The 17,234-nt window shown below is 71.4% G+C and carries 18 protein-coding genes; 6 read left to right on the top strand and 12 right to left on the bottom strand.

Annotated features, from left to right (window positions below):
• Positions 1-138: 138 nt before the first annotated feature.
• The 5 genes from GXW74_RS12420 to GXW74_RS12400 form a co-directional block, all read right to left on the bottom strand.
• Entirely contained in the window at positions 139-759 is a 621-nt protein-coding gene (locus GXW74_RS12420; protein ID WP_211846823.1) for a flavin reductase family protein, read from the bottom strand.
• A 43-nt stretch (positions 760-802) separates the two neighbouring features.
• On the bottom strand, positions 803-2,296 hold the full coding sequence (locus GXW74_RS12415; RefSeq protein WP_211846822.1) for a tripartite tricarboxylate transporter permease: 1,494 nt from the start codon (positions 2,294-2,296) through the stop codon (positions 803-805).
• Positions 2,297-2,454: 158 nt separating this feature from the next.
• Positions 2,455-3,345 (bottom strand): PhzF family phenazine biosynthesis protein, encoded by an 891-nt coding sequence (locus GXW74_RS12410; protein ID WP_211846821.1) that lies wholly within the window; start codon positions 3,343-3,345, stop codon positions 2,455-2,457.
• A 107-nt stretch (positions 3,346-3,452) separates the two neighbouring features.
• Positions 3,453-3,965, bottom strand: a complete 513-nt coding sequence (locus GXW74_RS12405; protein WP_338148219.1) for a tripartite tricarboxylate transporter TctB family protein — start codon at positions 3,963-3,965, stop codon at positions 3,453-3,455.
• Positions 3,962-4,924: a tripartite tricarboxylate transporter substrate binding protein gene (locus GXW74_RS12400; protein ID WP_211846820.1), complete on the bottom strand. Its 963-nt coding sequence runs from the start codon at positions 4,922-4,924 to the stop codon at positions 3,962-3,964. Before GXW74_RS12400 ends, GXW74_RS12405 begins: the two co-directional genes overlap by 4 nt.
• 148 nt (positions 4,925-5,072) lie before the next feature.
• Here GXW74_RS12400 and GXW74_RS12395 point away from each other — a divergent pair, with 148 nt between their 5' ends.
• The 5 genes from GXW74_RS12395 (at position 5,073) to GXW74_RS12375 (ending at position 8,924) form a co-directional block, all read left to right on the top strand.
• A complete protein-coding gene (locus GXW74_RS12395; RefSeq protein ID WP_211846819.1) occupies positions 5,073-5,540 on the top strand; it encodes a hypothetical protein in 468 nt (155 codons plus the stop codon).
• Between the two features lie 108 nt (positions 5,541-5,648).
• Complete coding sequence (locus tag GXW74_RS12390) at positions 5,649-6,194, top strand: hypothetical protein (RefSeq protein WP_211846818.1); 546 nt, start codon at positions 5,649-5,651, stop codon at positions 6,192-6,194.
• Between the two features lie 25 nt (positions 6,195-6,219).
• Entirely contained in the window at positions 6,220-6,660 is a 441-nt protein-coding gene (locus tag GXW74_RS12385; protein ID WP_211846817.1) for a hypothetical protein, read from the top strand.
• A complete protein-coding gene (locus tag GXW74_RS12380) occupies positions 6,657-7,835 on the top strand; it encodes a cupin domain-containing protein (protein ID WP_211846816.1) in 1,179 nt (392 codons plus the stop codon). Before GXW74_RS12385 ends, GXW74_RS12380 begins: the two co-directional genes overlap by 4 nt.
• A gap of 147 nt (positions 7,836-7,982) precedes the next feature.
• A complete protein-coding gene (locus GXW74_RS12375; protein ID WP_211846815.1) occupies positions 7,983-8,924 on the top strand; it encodes an SMP-30/gluconolactonase/LRE family protein in 942 nt (313 codons plus the stop codon).
• 63 nt (positions 8,925-8,987) lie between these two features.
• On the opposite strand, the gene GXW74_RS12370 is transcribed toward GXW74_RS12375, so the two are convergent.
• Genes GXW74_RS12370 through glpK form a run of 5 tightly spaced genes read right to left on the bottom strand, consistent with a single transcriptional unit; the run spans position 8,988 to position 13,578 of the window.
• Positions 8,988-9,335 (bottom strand): AtuA-related protein, encoded by a 348-nt coding sequence (locus tag GXW74_RS12370; protein WP_338148218.1) that lies wholly within the window; start codon positions 9,333-9,335, stop codon positions 8,988-8,990.
• Positions 9,326-10,705 carry an acyclic terpene utilization AtuA family protein gene (locus GXW74_RS12365; protein WP_211846814.1) on the bottom strand — a complete coding sequence of 460 codons (1,380 nt, stop codon included), beginning with the start codon at positions 10,703-10,705 and terminating at the stop codon, positions 9,326-9,328. The genes GXW74_RS12370 and GXW74_RS12365 overlap by 10 nt, the downstream gene beginning before the upstream one ends.
• Positions 10,702-11,886: an aminotransferase class V-fold PLP-dependent enzyme gene (locus tag GXW74_RS12360; protein WP_211846813.1), complete on the bottom strand. Its 1,185-nt coding sequence runs from the start codon at positions 11,884-11,886 to the stop codon at positions 10,702-10,704. The genes GXW74_RS12365 and GXW74_RS12360 overlap by 4 nt, the downstream gene beginning before the upstream one ends.
• The gene (locus GXW74_RS12355) at positions 11,883-12,065 is read right to left on the bottom strand and encodes a hypothetical protein (protein ID WP_211846812.1); all 183 of its coding nucleotides are present in this window, start codon (positions 12,063-12,065) and stop codon (positions 11,883-11,885) included. Before GXW74_RS12355 ends, GXW74_RS12360 begins: the two co-directional genes overlap by 4 nt.
• 19 nt (positions 12,066-12,084) lie before the next feature.
• A complete protein-coding gene (gene glpK / locus GXW74_RS12350; protein WP_211846811.1) occupies positions 12,085-13,578 on the bottom strand; it encodes a glycerol kinase GlpK in 1,494 nt (497 codons plus the stop codon).
• A 53-nt stretch (positions 13,579-13,631) separates the two neighbouring features.
• Between glpK and GXW74_RS12345 the strand changes: the two genes are divergently transcribed.
• Positions 13,632-14,324 (top strand): glutathione S-transferase family protein, encoded by a 693-nt coding sequence (locus tag GXW74_RS12345; protein ID WP_211846810.1) that lies wholly within the window; start codon positions 13,632-13,634, stop codon positions 14,322-14,324.
• Between the two features lie 127 nt (positions 14,325-14,451).
• On the opposite strand, the gene GXW74_RS12340 is transcribed toward GXW74_RS12345, so the two are convergent.
• Both GXW74_RS12340 and GXW74_RS12335 read right to left on the bottom strand, forming a co-directional pair.
• Positions 14,452-15,510, bottom strand: a complete 1,059-nt coding sequence (locus GXW74_RS12340; protein ID WP_211846809.1) for an ABC transporter ATP-binding protein — start codon at positions 15,508-15,510, stop codon at positions 14,452-14,454.
• 1 nt (position 15,511) lies between these two features.
• On the bottom strand, positions 15,512-17,227 hold the full coding sequence (locus GXW74_RS12335) for an ABC transporter permease (RefSeq protein ID WP_246523257.1): 1,716 nt from the start codon (positions 17,225-17,227) through the stop codon (positions 15,512-15,514).
• Positions 17,228-17,234: the final 7 nt, after the last annotated feature.

The raw sequence follows: 17,234 nt of genomic DNA, 5'->3' as shown, positions 1-17,234 counted from the left end.
TTCCGAGAGGGGTGCCGCCCCTCTCGGACTCACCCCGCCAAAGGCCACAAGGCCTTTGGAAACCGATATTCGGGTAACCGTGGGTGCAGGGGAGCGTGTCTCCTGCCGGGGAAGCTTGAGCGGGCGGCGCCCCCTCAATCATCCCGGCGCGAAGCTGCCGCCATCGGTCGGCCGCAGGGCCTCGAACATCTCCGTCACCGTCGTGTAGTCACGGTACCCGCAGCGCGCGACCGGCTGTGCCGCGGCGGTGTCGAAGCGGCCGTCGCGAATGCAGGCGTCGTCGATATGCACGCCGACCACCTGGCCGATGATGATCCACCCCTCCAGCGCCCTGCCGTCCACGTCCTGGAACTGCAGCGACTGCACCACGCGGCATTCGAGCGCCGCGGGCGCGGCTGCGACGCGAGGCGCCTTGACGACGCGACCCGGCGCGGTCGCCAGTCCGGCGGCCTCGAACTCGCTCACCCCCGCCGCGAGCGCATCGGACGAGACGTTCATCGCCTCGAACAGCGGCCGCGTGCAGAGGTTGAACACGAATTCGCCGGTCGCGATGGCGTTGGCGGCGCTGTGCTTCATGCTCTCGCTGGTGAAGGCGAGCATGGGCGGGCGCGAATGCACCGCGTTGAAGAAGCTGTAGGGCGCGAGGTTCGGCCGCCCTTCCGCATCGAGCGTCGAGATCCAGCCGATCGGCCGCGGGGCGATGATCGCCTTGAACGGGTCGTGGGGCAGGCCGTGGCCGAGCCTGGGTTCGTAGAACATGGGTCGGTCGCGGGCCTCCTCGGTCCCTACGTGTTCCGGGCCGTCAGCGCCGCCGCGCCGCCGCCGCCCAGATCCGCGGCCCTGCCAGCGCCAGCGCCGCCAGCGCGAGGATCATCGCGCTGCCGGGCCGCGTGACAAAGGTGGTCCAGTCCCCCTGGCTGATGGTCAGCGCCTGGCGCAGCGCCTGTTCCGCCATCGGCCCCAGGATCATGCCGATCACCACGGGCGCCACCGGGAAGTCGAAGCGCCGCATGAACATCGCCACCACGCCGAGCGCGTAGAGGATCACCAGATCCATCACGCTGTTGGAGATGCCGTAGGTCCCGATGGTCGCGAAGACCAGGATGCCGCCATAGAGCTGCGGCACGGGAATCTTCAGGATGCGTACCCACAGCCCGACCAGCGGCAGGTTCAGCACCACCAGCATGACGTTGGCGATGAACAGGCTGGCGATCAGCGTCCACACCAGATCCGCCTGCTGCGTGAACAGCAGCGGCCCGGGATTGATGCCGTAGGACTGGAAGGCACTCAGCATGATCGCCGCCGTCGCGCTCGTCGGCAGCCCCAGCGTCAGCATCGGCACCAGGATGCCGGCGGCGGCGGCGTTGTTCGCGGCCTCCGGCCCGGCCACGCCCTCGATCGCGCCGGTCGTGCCGAATTCCTTCTGGTGCTCCGGCTTCGCGAGCTTCCGTTCGGCGTAGTAGCTCAGCATCGTCGGCATCTCGGTGCCGCCGGCCGGCAGCACGCCGAAGGGAAAGCCCAGGCCGGCGCCGCGGACCCACGGCCAGAAGGACCGCTTCCAGTCCTGCCTCGACAGCATCAGCCGGCCGACCGGCAGCACTTCGATCTTCCCCGCATGATGGTGCCAGGCCATGTGCAGCGCCTCGCCCACCGCGAAGAGCGCGACGGCCACCAGCACGACGTTCACGCCGTCCAGCAGCTCGGGCACGCCGAAGGTCAGGCGCGGCTGGCCGGTCTGCAGGTCGATGCCCACCAGCCCCAGCATCAGGCCGAAGAACAGCGACGTCATCCCCCGCAGCGCCGAGGAACCGAGCACCGCCGAGACGGTGACGAAGCACAGCACCATCAGGGAGAAATACTCGGCCGGCCCCAGCACCAGCGCCCATTCCACGATGACGGGCCCGAGGAAGGCTATGCCGAGCGTGCCCACCATGCCGGCGACGAAGGATCCGATCGCGGCCGTCGCCAGCGCCGGCCCGGCGCGCCCGTTGCGCGCCATCTTCGCGCCCTCGAGCGCGGTGATGATCGATCCGCTCTCGCCCGGCGTGTTGAGCAGGATGGATGTCGTCGAACCACCATACATCGCGCCGTAGAAGACGCCGCAGAACAGGATGAAGGCGCCGGTCGCGCTGACCTGGAAGGTGATGGGCAGCAGCAGCGCGATGGTCAGCGCCGGGCCGATGCCGGGCAGCACGCCGATCGCCGTGCCGAGGAAACAGCCCAGCAGGGCCCAGGCGAGATTCGCCAGGGAGAGGGCATTGCCGAAGCCGAGGGCGAGGCCTGAGAGCGAGTCCATCCAAACCTCTTTGTCGGAAGGAGAAGGTCGGGGGAGGATGAACCTCCCCCGAACCCCCTCCCTTCCTTGTCAGGGCGCTTCGCCTCCGGCGAAGCGCAAGGTTCCCAAAGAAGGAGGGGGGATTCGGGGGGAGTTCACTCCCCCCGACCTTGCCACCCTCACAGCACCGCCTCCCCGCGCAGCACCGGCACGCACCGCCCGCCGACCGTCGCGCGGATCCCGTCCGCGACCCGCCGCGCGGAGACCGCAAGCAGGCTGGGCCGCCCCATCTCCACCCCCTGCGTCACCTGCCAGCGCCCTTCCGGCGCACCGCCCAGCGAGAGCAGCAGCGCCGCGAGCGGGGACGCGGCGCTGCCCGTCGCCGGATCCTCCCAGGTGCCGGAGAGCGGCCCGAACATGCGCGCGCGCAGCGCCGTCCCCTCCCCGCGCGCGTAGAGGTAGAGCGCAAAGCGCCCGCCCATCTCCGGCCGCGCCGCCCGCGCGCGCTGGAAGGCGGCAAGGTCCGGCGCGGCGCGCGACAAGGCGTCCGGCGCGACCTCCGCGATCACGAAGGGATTGCCGACCGAGGCCGGCACCGGTGGATGCGACACCGTGAGGATGGCCTCCGGCGGCAGGCCGGCGCAGGCGGCGATGATCTCGACCGCCACCGGGGCGCCGAGCGAGAGCGGCTGCGGCGCCGCGACGTCGGCACCGACGACGCGCCCGGCCTGGTCGCGTTCCAGCACCACCTCCACCAGCCCGGCCGGTTCCTCGAAGCGCAGCGCGCGTGGCGATTCCTCCTCCTCCCGCCCCAGCACGAAGGCGGTGCCGACATTCGGATGCCCCGCGAAGGGCATCTCCGCGACGCGGTTGAAGATGCGCACCCGCGCCGTGTTGTGCGGGCTGGCCGGCGGCAGGACGAAGGTCGTCTCGCTCAGGTTGAACTCGGCGGCGAGGGCCTGCATCTCGGAATCCGTGAGCCCGCGCGCATCGGGGAAGACGGCGAGCTGGTTGCCGCCGAAGCGGTGTTCCGTGAACACGTCCACGGTCACGAAGCGGAAGGCACGCACTCAGCCGATCCTCGAACGGGCCGTGCCCGCGGTGGGCCCCGAAGCTGCCGCGTCGGCGACACGCCCCCGGCCTGCCACGGGGGTCGGCAAACCCCTGCGAAGCTCCATCACATCACCTCCTGTCCGAGCGCGCGCAGGATCGCCCCTTCCAGCACGCCGGCACCGATGTTCACGCCCAGCGCCTCGACGAACAGGAAGAACGCCCCGAGCGACACCGCCAGCGCGATCGCCGCGTCGCGCAGCGGCGTCCGGCTGCCGAAGGCGCGGGCCGTGCAGACGAACTGAACCGCCGCCGACAGCGAGAACCCCAGCGGCCCGATCAGCAGCAGGTTGAGCAGCAACCCGCCGCCAAGCCAACCGAGCGCGCGCGGATTCTTGGGCCCGGCCTCGGCAACTTCGGGAACATCCCGGCTCCAGCCGCCGCGCAGCGCGGCGACCACCAGCAGGGAGCCGAGTCCGATCAACCCCGCCGCCACGATATAGGGCACGACCTTCGGCCCGACCTGCGCGTAGATCGGGGAGGTCGGGATCACGCTCGCCGCCCACATCGCCACGCCGCCGAGCCCGAGAACGAACGCGCCGGCGGCGAGGTCGCCGGCGTCCGCGCCTCGGCGCGTCACGTCACCAGGCCGATGTCGCGCAGGACCGCCTCGGTCTCGCGCTGGTCGCGCGCGAGGAACTCCTCGAAGGGCTGGCCCGTCAGGAAGGCATCGTCCCAGCCGCGCGTGTTCAGCAGGTCCCGCCAGGCGGGCAGGGCGTGCAGCGCGGTGACGAAATCCGTCAGCGCCTGGCGCTGCGCCGCGCTGATGCCCGGCGCGCCGAACAAGCCGCGCCAGTTGCCGATGACGATGTCCATGCCGCTCTCCTTGAGCGTCGGCACGCCGTCCAGGCTGCGGGTATCGCCGGTGGTGGCGAGCGCGCGCATCCGCCCGGCCCGGATCTGCTCGGCGAATTCCGACACGCCGGAGATGCCCGCCTTCACCTGTGCGCCGAGGATCGCCGCCTGCGCCGGCCCGCCGCCGGCGAAGGCGACGTAGGACGCTTCGCGCGCCTGCCGCCCCAGCGCCTTGAGCATCAGCCCGAGCGTGATGTGGTCGATGCCGCCGGCGCTGCCGCCACCGACGGAGACCGCACCCGGGTTCGCCTTCAGCGCGTCGAGGAAGCCCTGCAGGTTCTGGAACTCCGAATTCGCCGGCACGACGATGACGCCGGCCTCCGTCGTCATGCGCGCGACGGGCGTCACGTCCTTGAGGCCGACGGGCGTGCGGTTGGTCAGCACCGCGCCGACCATGACGGCGCCGCCCACCATCAGCGCGTCGCCGCGGCCGCGGCGCTGCGCCACGAAGCGCGGCAGGCCGACGGTGCCGCCGGCGCCGCCGACATTTTCGAACTGGAAGCTGCCGACCAGGCCGGCCCCGCGGGCCACCTGCTCCATGGCACGGCCCAGCCCGTCCCAACCGCCGCCGGGGCCGGCGGGGATGAACACGTACATGCTGGCGAAGCGCTGCTGCGCGGCGGCGAGGCGGGGCGCGAGTCCAAGCGCGGCGCCAGCGGCAAGAAGGGTGCGTCGTTGGGTCATGGTTGGTGGTCCGGGCGTTGTCCTCGTGGCGGCGCGAAGGATGCGCCGCCCTCGCCACGGCCGCCAAGGGCAAAACCGCCGTGCTGCGCCACTTGCCCCGCGAAGCCGCGCCGCTGAGGATAGGGCCGATCCTCGAGGATGCGCCGCAATGGACGACAAGCAGGACAAGCAGCAGCTCGGGCGGCGCCTGCTGGTGCTTCGGCTGGCGGGGGCCGGAACCGCCTCGACGGCGCTCGCCGGCTGCGTGGTGGCTCCGCCGGCGCCGGTCTATGCGCCGGGGCCCGCCCGCACCGGCATCACCGATGCCGACCCGAATGACGGACCCGGCTACGGCCGCGGCGGCTACCGCACCGGCATCACCGACTCCGACCCCAGTGACGGGCCGGGCCAGGGTCGCGGCGGCTATCGTGGCAACCGCGTGCGCACCGGCATGACCGATGCCGACCCGAATGACGGGCCCGGCTATGGCCGGGGGGGATATCGCGGCAGCCGCGCGCGCACTGGCTACACCGATGCTGACCCGTCCGACGGGCCCGGCTATGGCCGCGGCGGCTCCCGACGGCAGGTGTCGGACAGCGACCCGTACGACGCGCCGGGCCGTGGCCGCGGATGGTGAAGCGCTTCGGCGACATTGTGCGCCGAAGCACTCAATCCTTCCTCCATCGAACTTGCGAAAACTGCCCACGCCGACCGATGATCCGGCAGGGAAGGAGTGCACGAGGCCATGACCGAGAAGAATGCTGCGAAGGCCGCGCCGGAGGCGGGGGCGCCCGGCACGACGGAGCATGGCGAGGGGCGCAGCCTTGGGCGGCGCATGCTGGTGCTGAAGCTCGCCGCGGCCGGCGGCGCGGTGGCGGCCGCCGCGGCCCCGGCGGCCCAGGCGGCCCAGGCGGCCCAGGCGATGGACCCGACACCGGTGCAGTACCGCACCGGCATCACCGATTCCGATCCGTCGGACGGTCCCGGCTACGGCCGCGGTGGCTATCGCCGCGGCACCGGCATCACCGATTCCGATCCATCGGACGGTCCCGGCTACGGCCGCGGTGGCTATCGCCGCGGCACCGGCATCACCGATTCCGATCCGTCCGATGGTCCCGGCTATGGCCGCGGCGGCTATCGCCCGCGGACGCAGGGTCGGCCCTATACCGGCATCAATGACGGCGACCCCAACGACCCGTCCGGCTACGGTACCGGCTGGCGTCAGCGCCAGCGCGGCGTGACCGACAACGACCCCAACGACGCCCCCGGCCGCGGCCGCGGCTGGCGCTGATACGCGGGGGCCGGCCGGCCACACCATGACCGAGGACCGCACCTCGCGGCGCGGACGCCTGTCGCGGCGGCTGCTGGTGCTCGGCGCGCCGGCGGCGGCGGCGGCGGCGATGCCGGTCGCCGTCACGGCGCAGCCCCGCACCGGCTATTCCGACAGTGACCCGCGCGATGCCGCGGGGCGTGGGCGGCCTTACACTGGTCAGTCGGACAGCGATCCGCGCGACGCCGCCGGACGGGGCAGGCCCCGTACCGGCTATTCCGACAGCGACCCTCGCGACGGCGCTGGACGCGGCCGACCCCGCACCGGCTACTCCGACAGCGATCCGCGCGATGCCGCCGGTCGCGGCAGGCCGCGCACCGGCTATTCTGACAGCGACCCGCGCGACGCCGCCGGACGCGGACGGCCCCGTACAGGCTTTTCGGACAGCGACCCGCGCGACGCGGCGGGCCGCGGAAGGATCAGATGACCACGACACTCGCCGAGGACTCCTGGGCCCTCGCCTTCGGTTCCCTCTCCCTCGAGGACGGCATCGCGCTGCGCGAAGGCACCGCCTGGCGGCTGTTTCCGGGCAACGATCCGGAACGCTACGCCGGACTGCTCTCGATCGCCGACCTCGACGCCTTCCTGCGCACCGACGCGGCGCGCACGCCGCGCGTGTCCATGGCCGACGGCGCGCGCAAGGGCAGCGCCGCGGTACCGCCGGACCAGTACCTGGAGGAAGGCTCCGACCGCGTCGATCTGCCGCGCCTGCTCGCCTGCCACGACGACGGGGCGAGCCTCGTCGTCTCGCAGTTCCACGAACTCCACCCGCCGCTCGCGCGTTTCTGCCGCGGCCTGGAGAAGGCCTTCCTGCACGGCGTGCAGGCGAACATCTACCTGACGCCGCCGGGCGCGCAGGGCTTCCGCGTGCACTTCGACACCCACGACGTGCTGGTGCTGCAGGTCTCCGGGCGCAAGGCCTGGCGGGTGTGGGATGCCATTCCCTACGCCGCGCCGACGCGCCACACGCCCTGGGCCAACGCCGTCGCGCCCGAAGGCGAGCCGCAGGAGTTGGTGATGTCCCCAGGCGACGCGCTCTACCTCCCGCGCGGCGTGCTGCACGAGGCGATGGTGCAGGAGGGCGAGGAGCCATCGCTGCACATCACCATCGGCCTGCTCGAACCCGGCCTGGGGGAGATGCTGCGCCACCTCCTTGCCGAGCTCGAGACCGAGGAACCCGCCCTCCGTGCGGCCATGCCCACCTGGCGGCTCGCCGAATCCGACGGCCTTGCCGAGGTCGATGCGCGCCTCCGCGCCGCCGTGGCGGCCTTGTCCCGGCCAGGCCTGGCGGATCGCCTCGCCCTGGCGGCACTGGACCGTGTGGCGCACGACCGGCTTTCCCTGCCGGGCCGTTCGTTGACCACGCGGCCGCCCGCGCCGACCGAACGGCTGCGCCTTTCGGAGTCGATGCACCACACCCTGGTCCCGCTGCCTGCGGGCGGCGCCGCGCTGCGGTGGTACGGCGGCGTGGAGACGCTGAGCGCGCAGGAACTCGGCTGGCTGCAGGCCCTGGAAGACGGCACGACAGCCGAGGCCCTGGGCGACGGGGCGCTGAAGTTCTGCCACCGGCTGGCACGGGCGGGGCTACTGGAACGGGCGTAGCAGGTGCGGGGGAGGAGAACCTCCCCCGATCCCCCTCCCTTCTCTGTCGCCTGGGAATTGACACCGAAGGGCGTTGCCCCGGCGGCGGCTTCGCGCCCTGGCGCCTGGGCGCCTATCCTCCTGCGGACCAGACCGGAGGAGACACGCATGGACAACGACCCACGCTGGCAGCCGAGCCTGCGCTACCCCGATCCCGCGATCGTCGCGCTCGATCCGTCGTTCCGGAAGTACCACCTGCCATTGTCCGCCGTGGAGCGCCTCCATCACGGCACGCGCTGGGGCGAGGGCCCGGTCTGGCTCGGCGATGCCCGCTGCCTGCTGTGGTCCGACATCCCCAACAACCGCGTGCTGAAATGGGATGAGGAAACCGGCGCCGTCGCCGCCTGGCGCAAGCCGTCGAACAACGCGAACGGCCACACGCGCGACCGCCAGGGGCGCATCATCGCCTGCGAACATCTCGGCCGCCGCGTGGTGCGCTTCGAGTATGACGGCGCCATCACCGTCATCGCCGACAGCTACGAAGGCCGGCGGCTGAACAGCCCTAACGACGTGGTGGTGAAGTCCGACGGCTCGATCTGGTTCACCGATCCGCCCTTCGGCATCCTCGGCTTCTACGAGGGCGAGAGGCACACGCCCGAGCTGCCGTCCACCAACGTCTATCGCGTGGACGGCGACAGCGGCGAGATCGCCTGCGTCGCCGACGACATCGACCATCCGAACGGCCTGGCCTTCAGCCCGGACGAGAGCATCCTCTACATCGTCGAGAGCCGCTCCGAACCGCGCAACATCCTCGCCTACGACGTGGACGGCGCGAAGCTGCGCAACCGCCGCACCTTCATCGCCTGCGCGCCCGGCGAGACGCCGGACGGCTTCCGCGTGGACCTCGACGGCAATCTCTGGTGCGGCTGGGGGATGATGCCGGGGCTGGACGGGGTGCGCGTGTTCAACGGCGCGGGCGCGCCGATCGGGCACATCCACCTGCCGGAGCGTTGCGCCAACCTCGCCTTCGGCGGGCGGCACCGCAACCGGCTGTTCATGGCAGCGGCACAGTCGCTGTTCAGCCTCTACGTCAATACGCAGGGGTGCTGAGGAAGGCCGGCGGGCTCTGCCCTCCGGACCTCCCGCCAAGGGCCGAAAGGCCTTGGGAAACCGCTACGTGAAGCGGGCAGGAACCTGGACAGCGAGCGACAGCAGGCGGAAGGAATGGCTCTTGCCATGGCCGTCGAGGTTCAGCGCGCCGTTCACGCCGCCTTCCAGCGCATCGTCCACGATGAAATTGAAGGCGTGGATCAGCGGCAGGTCGTAGCGCCTGCACCGCGTTGCGCCGCGATGGGCGAACAGCGCGAGCACGCGCGCCTCCGTCACCTGCTCGGCCAGCAGCGGGTACAGTGCGGGGTCGTACGGCATGAGCGAAAGGTTCACCCGGTTGCCCTTGTCCCCCGCGCGGCTGTGCGCGACGCGGTGCAGCGGCACCTCGACCATCGTATCGTTCAGTTCCACAGCCGTGCCTCCCGCACCGTCACGTCCGTCGGCACCATCTCCCGCGGCACGAGGAAGGACCGCGTCAGGATGCGCGGCGTGACCCGCCAGCGCGCGCCCGAGGTGCCCGCCGTGCCGCAGCAGAGCATCGCCAGCACTTCCCGCGCCGCCTGATCGGCGTCGTCGCGGGACGTCGCCTCCACCGCCAGGCGGATGCGGATGTCCGGCGGCTCCGGCCCGTCATAGGCACGCCACAGCGCGCCATCGTCGGAATCATGCACGGCGGACACGCCGATCAGGTCGGCCCGCGCGCGCCGCGCCAAGCCGCGCTGTCGCACGCGTTGCAGCAGGACATCCGCGGTGGCGCGGGCGCGGGCCAGGGCGTTCGGGCCGGCGACGGAGACCTCGCCCTCGCCGAGCCAGGATCCCTCGTAGCAGGCCGTCACCTTCAGCCGCTCCGGCCGGGCATGGCCCTTCACGCCGCGCAGCGCGACGCGGTCCTTGCCGGCCTGCTCCATCGTCACGCCGGAGACGTCCATCACCACGTCCGGCGTCAGATAGGCGGAAGGGTCGTGCAGCTCGTAGAGCAACTGCTCCTTCACGCTGCGCAGATCCACCAGGCCGCCGGTGTCCTCGGCCTTCGTCACCAGCAGCGATCCGTCGGAGCCGACCTCGGCGATCGGGAAGCCGATATTCGCCGGGTCGGGAATGTCCTTGTAGCCCGGGTCCCAGAACACGCCGCCGGTGAGCTGCGATCCGCATTCCAGCAGATGCCCGCAGGCGGCGCCGATCGCGAGGTTCCGCCAGTCATCCTCCGCCCAGCCGAAATGGTGCATCAGCGGCGCGACGGCGAGCGAGGGATCGGAGGTCCGCCCCGCCACCACCACCTGCGCCCCCTGCCCCAGCGCCTGCGCGAGCGGCGCCGCGCCGATGTAGGCATTGGCCGACACCAGCGTCCAGGCCGACATGTCGAGACCCGCATCCGCCTCGTGCACCGGCAGCGCATCGAGATCGACGCTGGCGGAAACATCATCGCCGGTGACCACGCCGATGCGCAGTTCCGGCAGGCCGAGCCGCCGCGCCAGCCGCGCGACGCAGCGCGCCGCCGCCATCGGATTGGCGGCGCCGAAATTGCCGAGGATCGGGATGCCGGCGCGCGCGCAATCCGCCAGGATCGGGTCGAGCAGCCGTTCGAGCATCGGCTCGTAGCCGGCATCGGGGTCGCGGCGCTTCTCGATCTGCGCCAATGCGATGGTCCGCTCCGCCAGGCATTCGAAGAACAGCGCGGCGGGCAGGCCGCGGCGCGCCAGCGTGCGCACCACCGGCGCCGCTGCATCCACCCGGTCCCCCGAGAAGCCGGAGGCATTGCCCACCAGGAACAGGTCGCTCATGCGCAGCATTCCTTCAGTGCCGCGGCGAGCAGCGGCAGGTCGTCATCATCGAGCGCGATCGGATTCACTGCCAGGACGCCGCGGCGGATCCGCGAGGCATCGACATGCACGGCCGGATCTCGCGCACGCAGAGCGGCTTCCGCGCGGACGGCGGCGGTACGGTCGGCGAATCGCAGCTCCAGCAGCGGCAGGCCGGGCTTGGCGCCGTCCGGCACCAGCACGGCGCCCGGCACGGCATCCCGCAGCGCCGCGAGCCGCGCCGTCCAGCGCGCGGTGAGCGCTGCGGGGTCCTCGGTGGCGAAGCGTTGCAGGGCGACGATCAGCCCGGCGATCTCCTCCTTGCCGGCCTTCGCCGCGCGGCCGATGCCGTGATGCGGCAGGAAGCGGAGTTGGTTCAGCGCGGCGAATTCTGCGGGCGCGACGAACTGGTCCTCAGGCAGGTCAAGGTCGAGCATCTGCGCCAGGGCGCTGCTCACCAGATCGCGCCGCCCTGCCAGGATACCCGAAGCCTGCGGCCCGCCGATCGCCTTGCCCCCGGAAAAGCACACCAGGTCCGCGCCATCCTCGATGAAGCGCCGCAGGTTCTCGGCCGGCGGCAACTGCGCGGCGGCATCGACCAGCACCGGCACGCCGCGCGCATGCGCGACGCGCACGATCTCCGGCAGCGGCGGTTCGGCATTCCCACCCGCCAGATGGTAGACGGCGGCGGTGCGCTCGGTGATCGCCTCGGCCACCTCGCCCGCGCTCGCGTCGCGCACGCCGGGACCGGACAGGCGGTCCGGGATGCCGACCTCCACGATACGCCCGCCGGCTGCGCGCAGCGCACGGTCGTACATGTTGCGCTGGCTGCGCAGGACGACGAACTCGTTCGGCAGGCCCGTGGCGTCTGGCAGCCGGTTCATCGCGGCCGGATCGAGCCGCGCCATGCAGGCCGCAGCCCCCAGCAGCAGCGCGGCCGCCGCGCCGCTGGTGACGATGCCCGCCTCGGCGCCCGTCTCGGCGGCAATGACGCGCGACGCCGCCGCCTGGAGGTGGTGCATCTCGACGCAGGCGCGCGAGGCCTCCGCCATGGCGGCGATCACCTCCGGCGCCATCATCCCGCCGGACAGCCGCGTGTTCGTGCCATAGGCGTTGATGATCCGCGGCACGCCGAGGCGCGCATAGAGACCGTCGGCGCTCATGCCGGGTGGAGCCTCTCGTTCCCTTCCTCGGGCGCGTCGTGCAAGCGCTTCAGGCGCAAGGCGCCCGTGCGGCGGCGGGCGCCGCATGCGCGCCGCCGCACGGTCTGCATGGGATGCAGGCTCAAGAGCAAGGGCGCCGCCTGCCCGGCCACTTCGGTCAAGGTCCAGATGCCATCCATGCCCGTGTCCTGCCGCCGTTCAGCGGGTCAGCGTGCGACGGATCGCATCCTGCCACAGAGCATAGCGTTCCGCCGCCTCGTCGCGACCCATGGAGGGCACGAAGCGGCGATCGAGCCGCCAATGCGTGGCTCCGGCCACGCCCGGCGGCGCGCAGAGCCCCGCCTGCAACCCGGCGAGCCAGGCAGCGCCGAGCGCCGTCGTCTCCGGCATCGTCGGCCGGTCCACCGGCGCGCCGAGCAGATCCGCCAGGAACTGCATGGTCCAGTCGGAAGCGACCATGCCGCCATCGACGCGCAGCACCGTCTCCGCCCCGGCCGGCCAGTCGTCGCGCATCGCCTCCAACAGGTCGCGCGTCTGGTAGGCGACGCTTTCCAGCGCGGCGCGGCAGAGCTCGGCCCGGCCGGCGCCACGCGTCAGCCCGAAGATCGCCCCGCGCGCCTCCGCATCCCAGTGCGGGGCGCCGAGGCCGGTGAAGGCCGGCACCATCACCACCCGTTGCGCCGGGTCCGCCTGCGCGGCAAGCGCACTCGCCTCCGGCGCCGTCCGGATGATGCCGAGGCCGTCGCGCAGCCACTGCACAGCCGCGCCGGCGACGAAGATCGCCCCCTCCAGCGCGAAGGTCCGCCTCCCGCCAAGCTGGTAGGCGATGGTGGTCAGCAGCCGGCTGCGCGATGTCACCGCCGTCTCCCCGGTGTTCAGCAGCGCGAAGCAACCGGTTCCGTAGGTCGATTTCACCATGCCCGGTTCGAAGCAGGCCTGGCCGATGGTCGCCGCCTGCTGGTCGCCGGCCATGCCGCGCACCGGCACCGGCGCGCCGAGCAGCCCGGGCTCGGTGGTGCCGAATTCCGCCGCGCAATCGCGAACCTCCGGCAGCACTGCAGGAGGAATGCCAAAGAGGCGGAGCAGATCGTCATCCCAGCAGCCGCGACGGATGTCGAACAGCATGGTGCGCGCCGCGTTGGTCGCATCCGTCGCGTGCACACGCCCGCCGGTCAGGCGCCAGAGCAGGAAGCAGTCCACCGTGCCGAAGGCGAGTTCGCCACGCTCGGCCGCGCCCCGCACGCCGGGCACCTCGTCGAGCAGCCAGGCCAGTTTGGTCGCCGAGAAATAGGGATCGGCCAGAAGGCCGGTCCGTTCCGTCAACAGTGCCTCGGCACCTTCCGCCCGCAGGCGCGCACAGGCCGCCGCGGTGCGCCGGTCCTGCCAGACGATCGCGCGGTGCAGGCAGCGGCCCGTCGCGCGGTCCCACAGCAATGTGGTCTCACGCTGGTTGGTGATGCCGATGCCGGCGACGCGCCGCGCCTCCCCGCCCGCGCGCTCCAGCGCGCCGCGCAGGGTCGCGAGAGCGCCACGCCAGAGATCCTCCGGCTCGTGCTCCACCCAACCGGGGGCCGGGAAGTGCTGCGGCAGTTCCTCCTGCACGCTCGCGCGCGGCGCCAAGGCGGTGTCGAAAGCGATCGTCCGGGTCGAGGTGGTGCCCTGGTCCAGTGCCAGCAGCAGGGGGTCGGTCATGCGGTGGCGTTCCTCTCCTCTCCGCAGGATAGTCGTGGCACGGAGGATCGGTCATGCCCATCACGCTCTACGACCTCAGCGGTGCCGACCCGGCGCGGCGCTTCAGTCCCTATTGCTGGCGGGCGCGCCTGGCGCTCGCCCACAAGGGGCTGGAGGTGGAGACAATCCCCTGGCGCTTTTCCGAGCGCGACACCATCGCCGCGCACGGCGCCGAGAAGGTGCCGGTCATCCTCGACGGCGGACGGAGCGTGCACGATTCCTGGCGCATCGCGGAGTATCTGGAGGACACCTACCCCGATCGCCCCTCCCTGTTCGGCGGGGAGGGTGGCCGGGCGCTGGCGCGCTTCCTCAACGGCTGGGCCGACGCGGCACTGGTCGGCGGCATGGCGCGACTCGTCGTCTCCGACATTCCGGCGCTGCTCGACCCCATCGACGCCGCCTACTTCATCGAAAGCCGGGAAGCGCGCTACGGCCGCAGCCTCGCCGAGGTGACAGCGGGGCGCGAATCGCAGGTCGCCGCCTTCCGGGAGACGCTGATCCCGTTGCGCCTTGCGCTGCGCCGCGCACCCTTCCTGCATGGCGACGCGCCCGGCTACGCGGACGCCATCGTGTTCGGACCCTTCCAGTGGGCGCGCTGCGTCAGCGCATTTCCGGTGCTGGAGCCCTCCGACCCCGTGCATGCCTGGCGGGAACGGATGCTCGATGCCTATGGCGGGGTTGCGCGCGCGGCACCGGCCTTCGGGTAGGTCGGGGGAGGGGAACCTCCCCCGATCCCCCTCCCTTCTTTGTCATTTGGGAACTTACTTCGGAGGTCAGTCTCCAAGTGCCCAGGAAGGTTGGGGGGTCCGGGGGGAAGTTCCCTTCCCCCCGGCCTTACTCCACCACCGCCACTTGCCGCGCATCCACGGCGAGCCACACCTTCCGCCCCACATCATGCGCCTCCAGCGGTGGCGCCGCGGCCCGAAGGCGCAGCGAGGTGCCCTCCGGCTGCACGACGTAGTCCCAGGCCTCGCCGAGATAGGTCCGCTCGACGATCGTCGCCTCCAGCACCAGGCCGTCGCCTGCGGGCCGCGCTTCGTGGATCGCCATCGCCTGCGGCCGCAGCGAGATCAGCAATGCACCGTCCGGCAGCCGGGCCTGCGCGGCGGGGCCAAGGCTCACGCCGTCGAGCAGCAGCGTGCCGGACGCCACCCGCGCCTCCAGAAGATTGGTGCGCCCGACGAAGCCGGCGACGAAGCGCGTGCGCGGCCGCGCGTAGAGCAGGTGCGGCGCGTCCACCTGCTCGATCCGCCCGGCATTCATCACCGCGATGCGGTCGGAGGTCGCCATCGCCTCGGCCTGGTCGTGGGTGACGTAGACGGTGGTGATGCGGAATTCGTCGTGCAGGCGTCGGATCTCGAAGCGCATCTCCTCCCGCAGATTCGCATCGAGGTTCGACAGCGGCTCGTCCAGAAGCAGCACGGAGGGCTTCACCACGATGGCGCGGGCCAGCGCCACCCGCTGCTGCTGCCCGCCGGAGAGCTCCGCCGGGTAGCGGTGGGCGAGCTTGTCGAGCTTCACCACCGCCAGCATCTCGGCGACGCGGTGCTTCACCTCCTCGCGCGGCAGCTTACGGAGTTGCAGGCCGAAGGCGACGTTCTCCTCCACCGTCATATTCGGCCAGATGGCATAGGACTGGAAGATCATCGACATGCCGCGGCGCTCCGGCGGCACGACGGCGCCGGGCGCGGACAGGACGGTGCCATCCACGGAGATGCTGCCGGCGGTCGGGTCGACGAAGCCGGCGATCATGCGCAGGGTTGTCGTCTTGCCGCAGCCGGAAGGGCCGAGGAGGGAGACGAATTCCCCTTCCCCCAGCGTCAGGTCGACCTTGTCCACCACGGCCAGCGGCCCGTAGGCCTTGGTCAAGCCGGAAAGCACCAGGCGCGGCACGCTATTCCCTCCGCAGCATGAAGTCGCGGCCCACCAGCTTCATGCCGATGCCGACGATGGCCATGGTGATGAGCAGCAGGATGCCGCCAAAGGCGGAAACCACCTCGAAATTGCCCTGCTCCGTCAGGTCGTAGAGCAGCACGGACATCGTCCGCGTCCGTGGCCCGACCAGGAAGATGGCGGCCGACAGTTCGCGCGAGGCGACGATGAACACGACCAGCCAGCCACCGAGCAGCGAGGTCTTGAGCAGCGGCGCCGTCACGCGGCGAATGGCGTGCAGCCGGCCTGAGCCGAGGATGCGCGCGGCTTCCTCCATCTCCGGGTGCACGGCACGGATCGCCGCCTGGGAATTGGCGTAGGCGATCGGCAGGAAGCGCGCCGCGAAGGCGAGGATGATGAGCAGCGCCGAACCGTACAGCGACAGCGGCGGCCCGGCATAGGCCGCGTAGAAGCCGATCGCCATGACGATCCCCGGGATCACGAAGGGCGCCATGGCGAGGAAGCCCAGCGCATCCGCGAGGCGCATCAACCGCCGGATCACGATGTAGGCGACCAGCAGCGCCAGCACCGCCGCGATCGTCGCGGACGCGGCGGAGAACCACACCGTGTTCCACGTCGCCTGCGGCGCCATGTCGTGCTCGAACAGGAGGAAGCGGTAGTTGCGCAGCGTCAGGTTGTCGAAGGAGAAGCCGCGCCCCCACGCCTTGGCGAAGGAGGCCTGCAGCAGCACCATCAGCGGCTTGACCACCGCCAGCATCGCCACCGCCAGGCACCAGCCGAACAGCACCCAGCGCCATGGCCCGAGCTTCACCTGCCGTCGCTCGCCGCCCTTGCCGGTCTGCGAGACGAAGCCCTTGCGCGACAGCAGCATCTTCTGCACCGCGATCAGGCCCACGGTGATGAGCAGCAGCGGGATGGCGTAGGCGGCCGCGACCTCGACGCGCACCGGATCCTCGAAGAACTGCCAGAGCTGCGTCGTCACCACGTTGATGCGCGCCGGGATGCCGATGATCGCCGGCGTGCCGAAGAGCGCGATCGTCTCGAGGAAGATCAGGATGAAGCTGCCGAGGATGGAAGGCCAGACCAGCGGCAGCGTCACCTTCCGCATGGTCGTCCAGGTGCCCCCGCCGAGGATGTTGGCGGCGTCCTCCATCTCGGAGGAGATCAGGTCCAGCGCCGACTTCACGAAGATGAAGACCAGCGGGAAGGAATGCAGCGCGATGACGAAGGCCATGCCGGTGAAGGTGTAGATGTTCACCAGCGGCGCCTCGGCCCCCGTGGCGGCCCGCCAGACCTGGTTGATCCAGCCGGAATTCGGCCCCGCCAGCAGGATCCAGCCGATGGCGCCGAGGTAGGGCGGCATGATGAAGGCCGCCAGCACCGTCGCCCAGGTGAAGCCCTTGCCTGGCATGTCGGTGCGGGAGACCGCCCAGGCCATCGGCACGGCGATCACCACCGAGATCGCGGCGGACAGCATCCCGAGCAGCAGGGAATTGCGCAGCGCGTCGAGGTAGCGCTGCCGCCCGTAGGCGGTCAGGTAGTTCTGGAAGGTGAACTCGCCCGTTTCCTGCATCTCGAAGGAGACGAGCAGCAGTTTGAGCAGAGGCGCCGCCACGAGAACGAGCAGCGCGGCGATCAGCGCGATCCACAGGAAGGCGACCGGCTCCAGCCTGCGGAGCCGGCCCGGGCGGGTGCCCGCCATCGAGGTCGCGCTCAAGGTCCGG

Source organism: Neoroseomonas eburnea (assembly GCF_018129005.1).
GTDB classification, from domain to species: domain Bacteria; phylum Pseudomonadota; class Alphaproteobacteria; order Acetobacterales; family Acetobacteraceae; genus Neoroseomonas; species Neoroseomonas eburnea.
This window is presented reverse-complemented; position numbering and strand designations above follow the sequence as displayed.

What these genes read in the sequence shown, in the direction of transcription:
- GXW74_RS12420 (WP_211846823.1), bottom strand. Translation starts at nt 759, where the DNA reads ATGTTCTACGAACCCAGGCTCGGCCACGGCCTGCCCCACGACCCGTTC.
- GXW74_RS12415 (WP_211846822.1), bottom strand. Translation starts at nt 2,296, where the DNA reads ATGGACTCGCTCTCAGGCCTCGCCCTCGGCTTCGGCAATGCCCTCTCC.
- GXW74_RS12400 (WP_211846820.1), bottom strand. Translation starts at nt 4,924, where the DNA reads ATGACCCAACGACGCACCCTTCTTGCCGCTGGCGCCGCGCTTGGACTC.
- GXW74_RS12395 (WP_211846819.1), top strand. Translation starts at nt 5,073, where the DNA reads ATGGACGACAAGCAGGACAAGCAGCAGCTCGGGCGGCGCCTGCTGGTG.
- GXW74_RS12390 (WP_211846818.1), top strand. Translation starts at nt 5,649, where the DNA reads ATGACCGAGAAGAATGCTGCGAAGGCCGCGCCGGAGGCGGGGGCGCCC.
- GXW74_RS12385 (WP_211846817.1), top strand. Translation starts at nt 6,220, where the DNA reads ATGACCGAGGACCGCACCTCGCGGCGCGGACGCCTGTCGCGGCGGCTG.
- GXW74_RS12380 (WP_211846816.1), top strand. Translation starts at nt 6,657, where the DNA reads ATGACCACGACACTCGCCGAGGACTCCTGGGCCCTCGCCTTCGGTTCC.
- GXW74_RS12375 (WP_211846815.1), top strand. Translation starts at nt 7,983, where the DNA reads ATGGACAACGACCCACGCTGGCAGCCGAGCCTGCGCTACCCCGATCCC.
- GXW74_RS12365 (WP_211846814.1), bottom strand. Translation starts at nt 10,705, where the DNA reads ATGAGCGACCTGTTCCTGGTGGGCAATGCCTCCGGCTTCTCGGGGGAC.
- GXW74_RS12360 (WP_211846813.1), bottom strand. Translation starts at nt 11,886, where the DNA reads ATGAGCGCCGACGGTCTCTATGCGCGCCTCGGCGTGCCGCGGATCATC.
- GXW74_RS12355 (WP_211846812.1), bottom strand. Translation starts at nt 12,065, where the DNA reads ATGGATGGCATCTGGACCTTGACCGAAGTGGCCGGGCAGGCGGCGCCC.
- glpK (WP_211846811.1), bottom strand. Translation starts at nt 13,578, where the DNA reads ATGACCGACCCCCTGCTGCTGGCACTGGACCAGGGCACCACCTCGACC.
- GXW74_RS12345 (WP_211846810.1), top strand. Translation starts at nt 13,632, where the DNA reads ATGCCCATCACGCTCTACGACCTCAGCGGTGCCGACCCGGCGCGGCGC.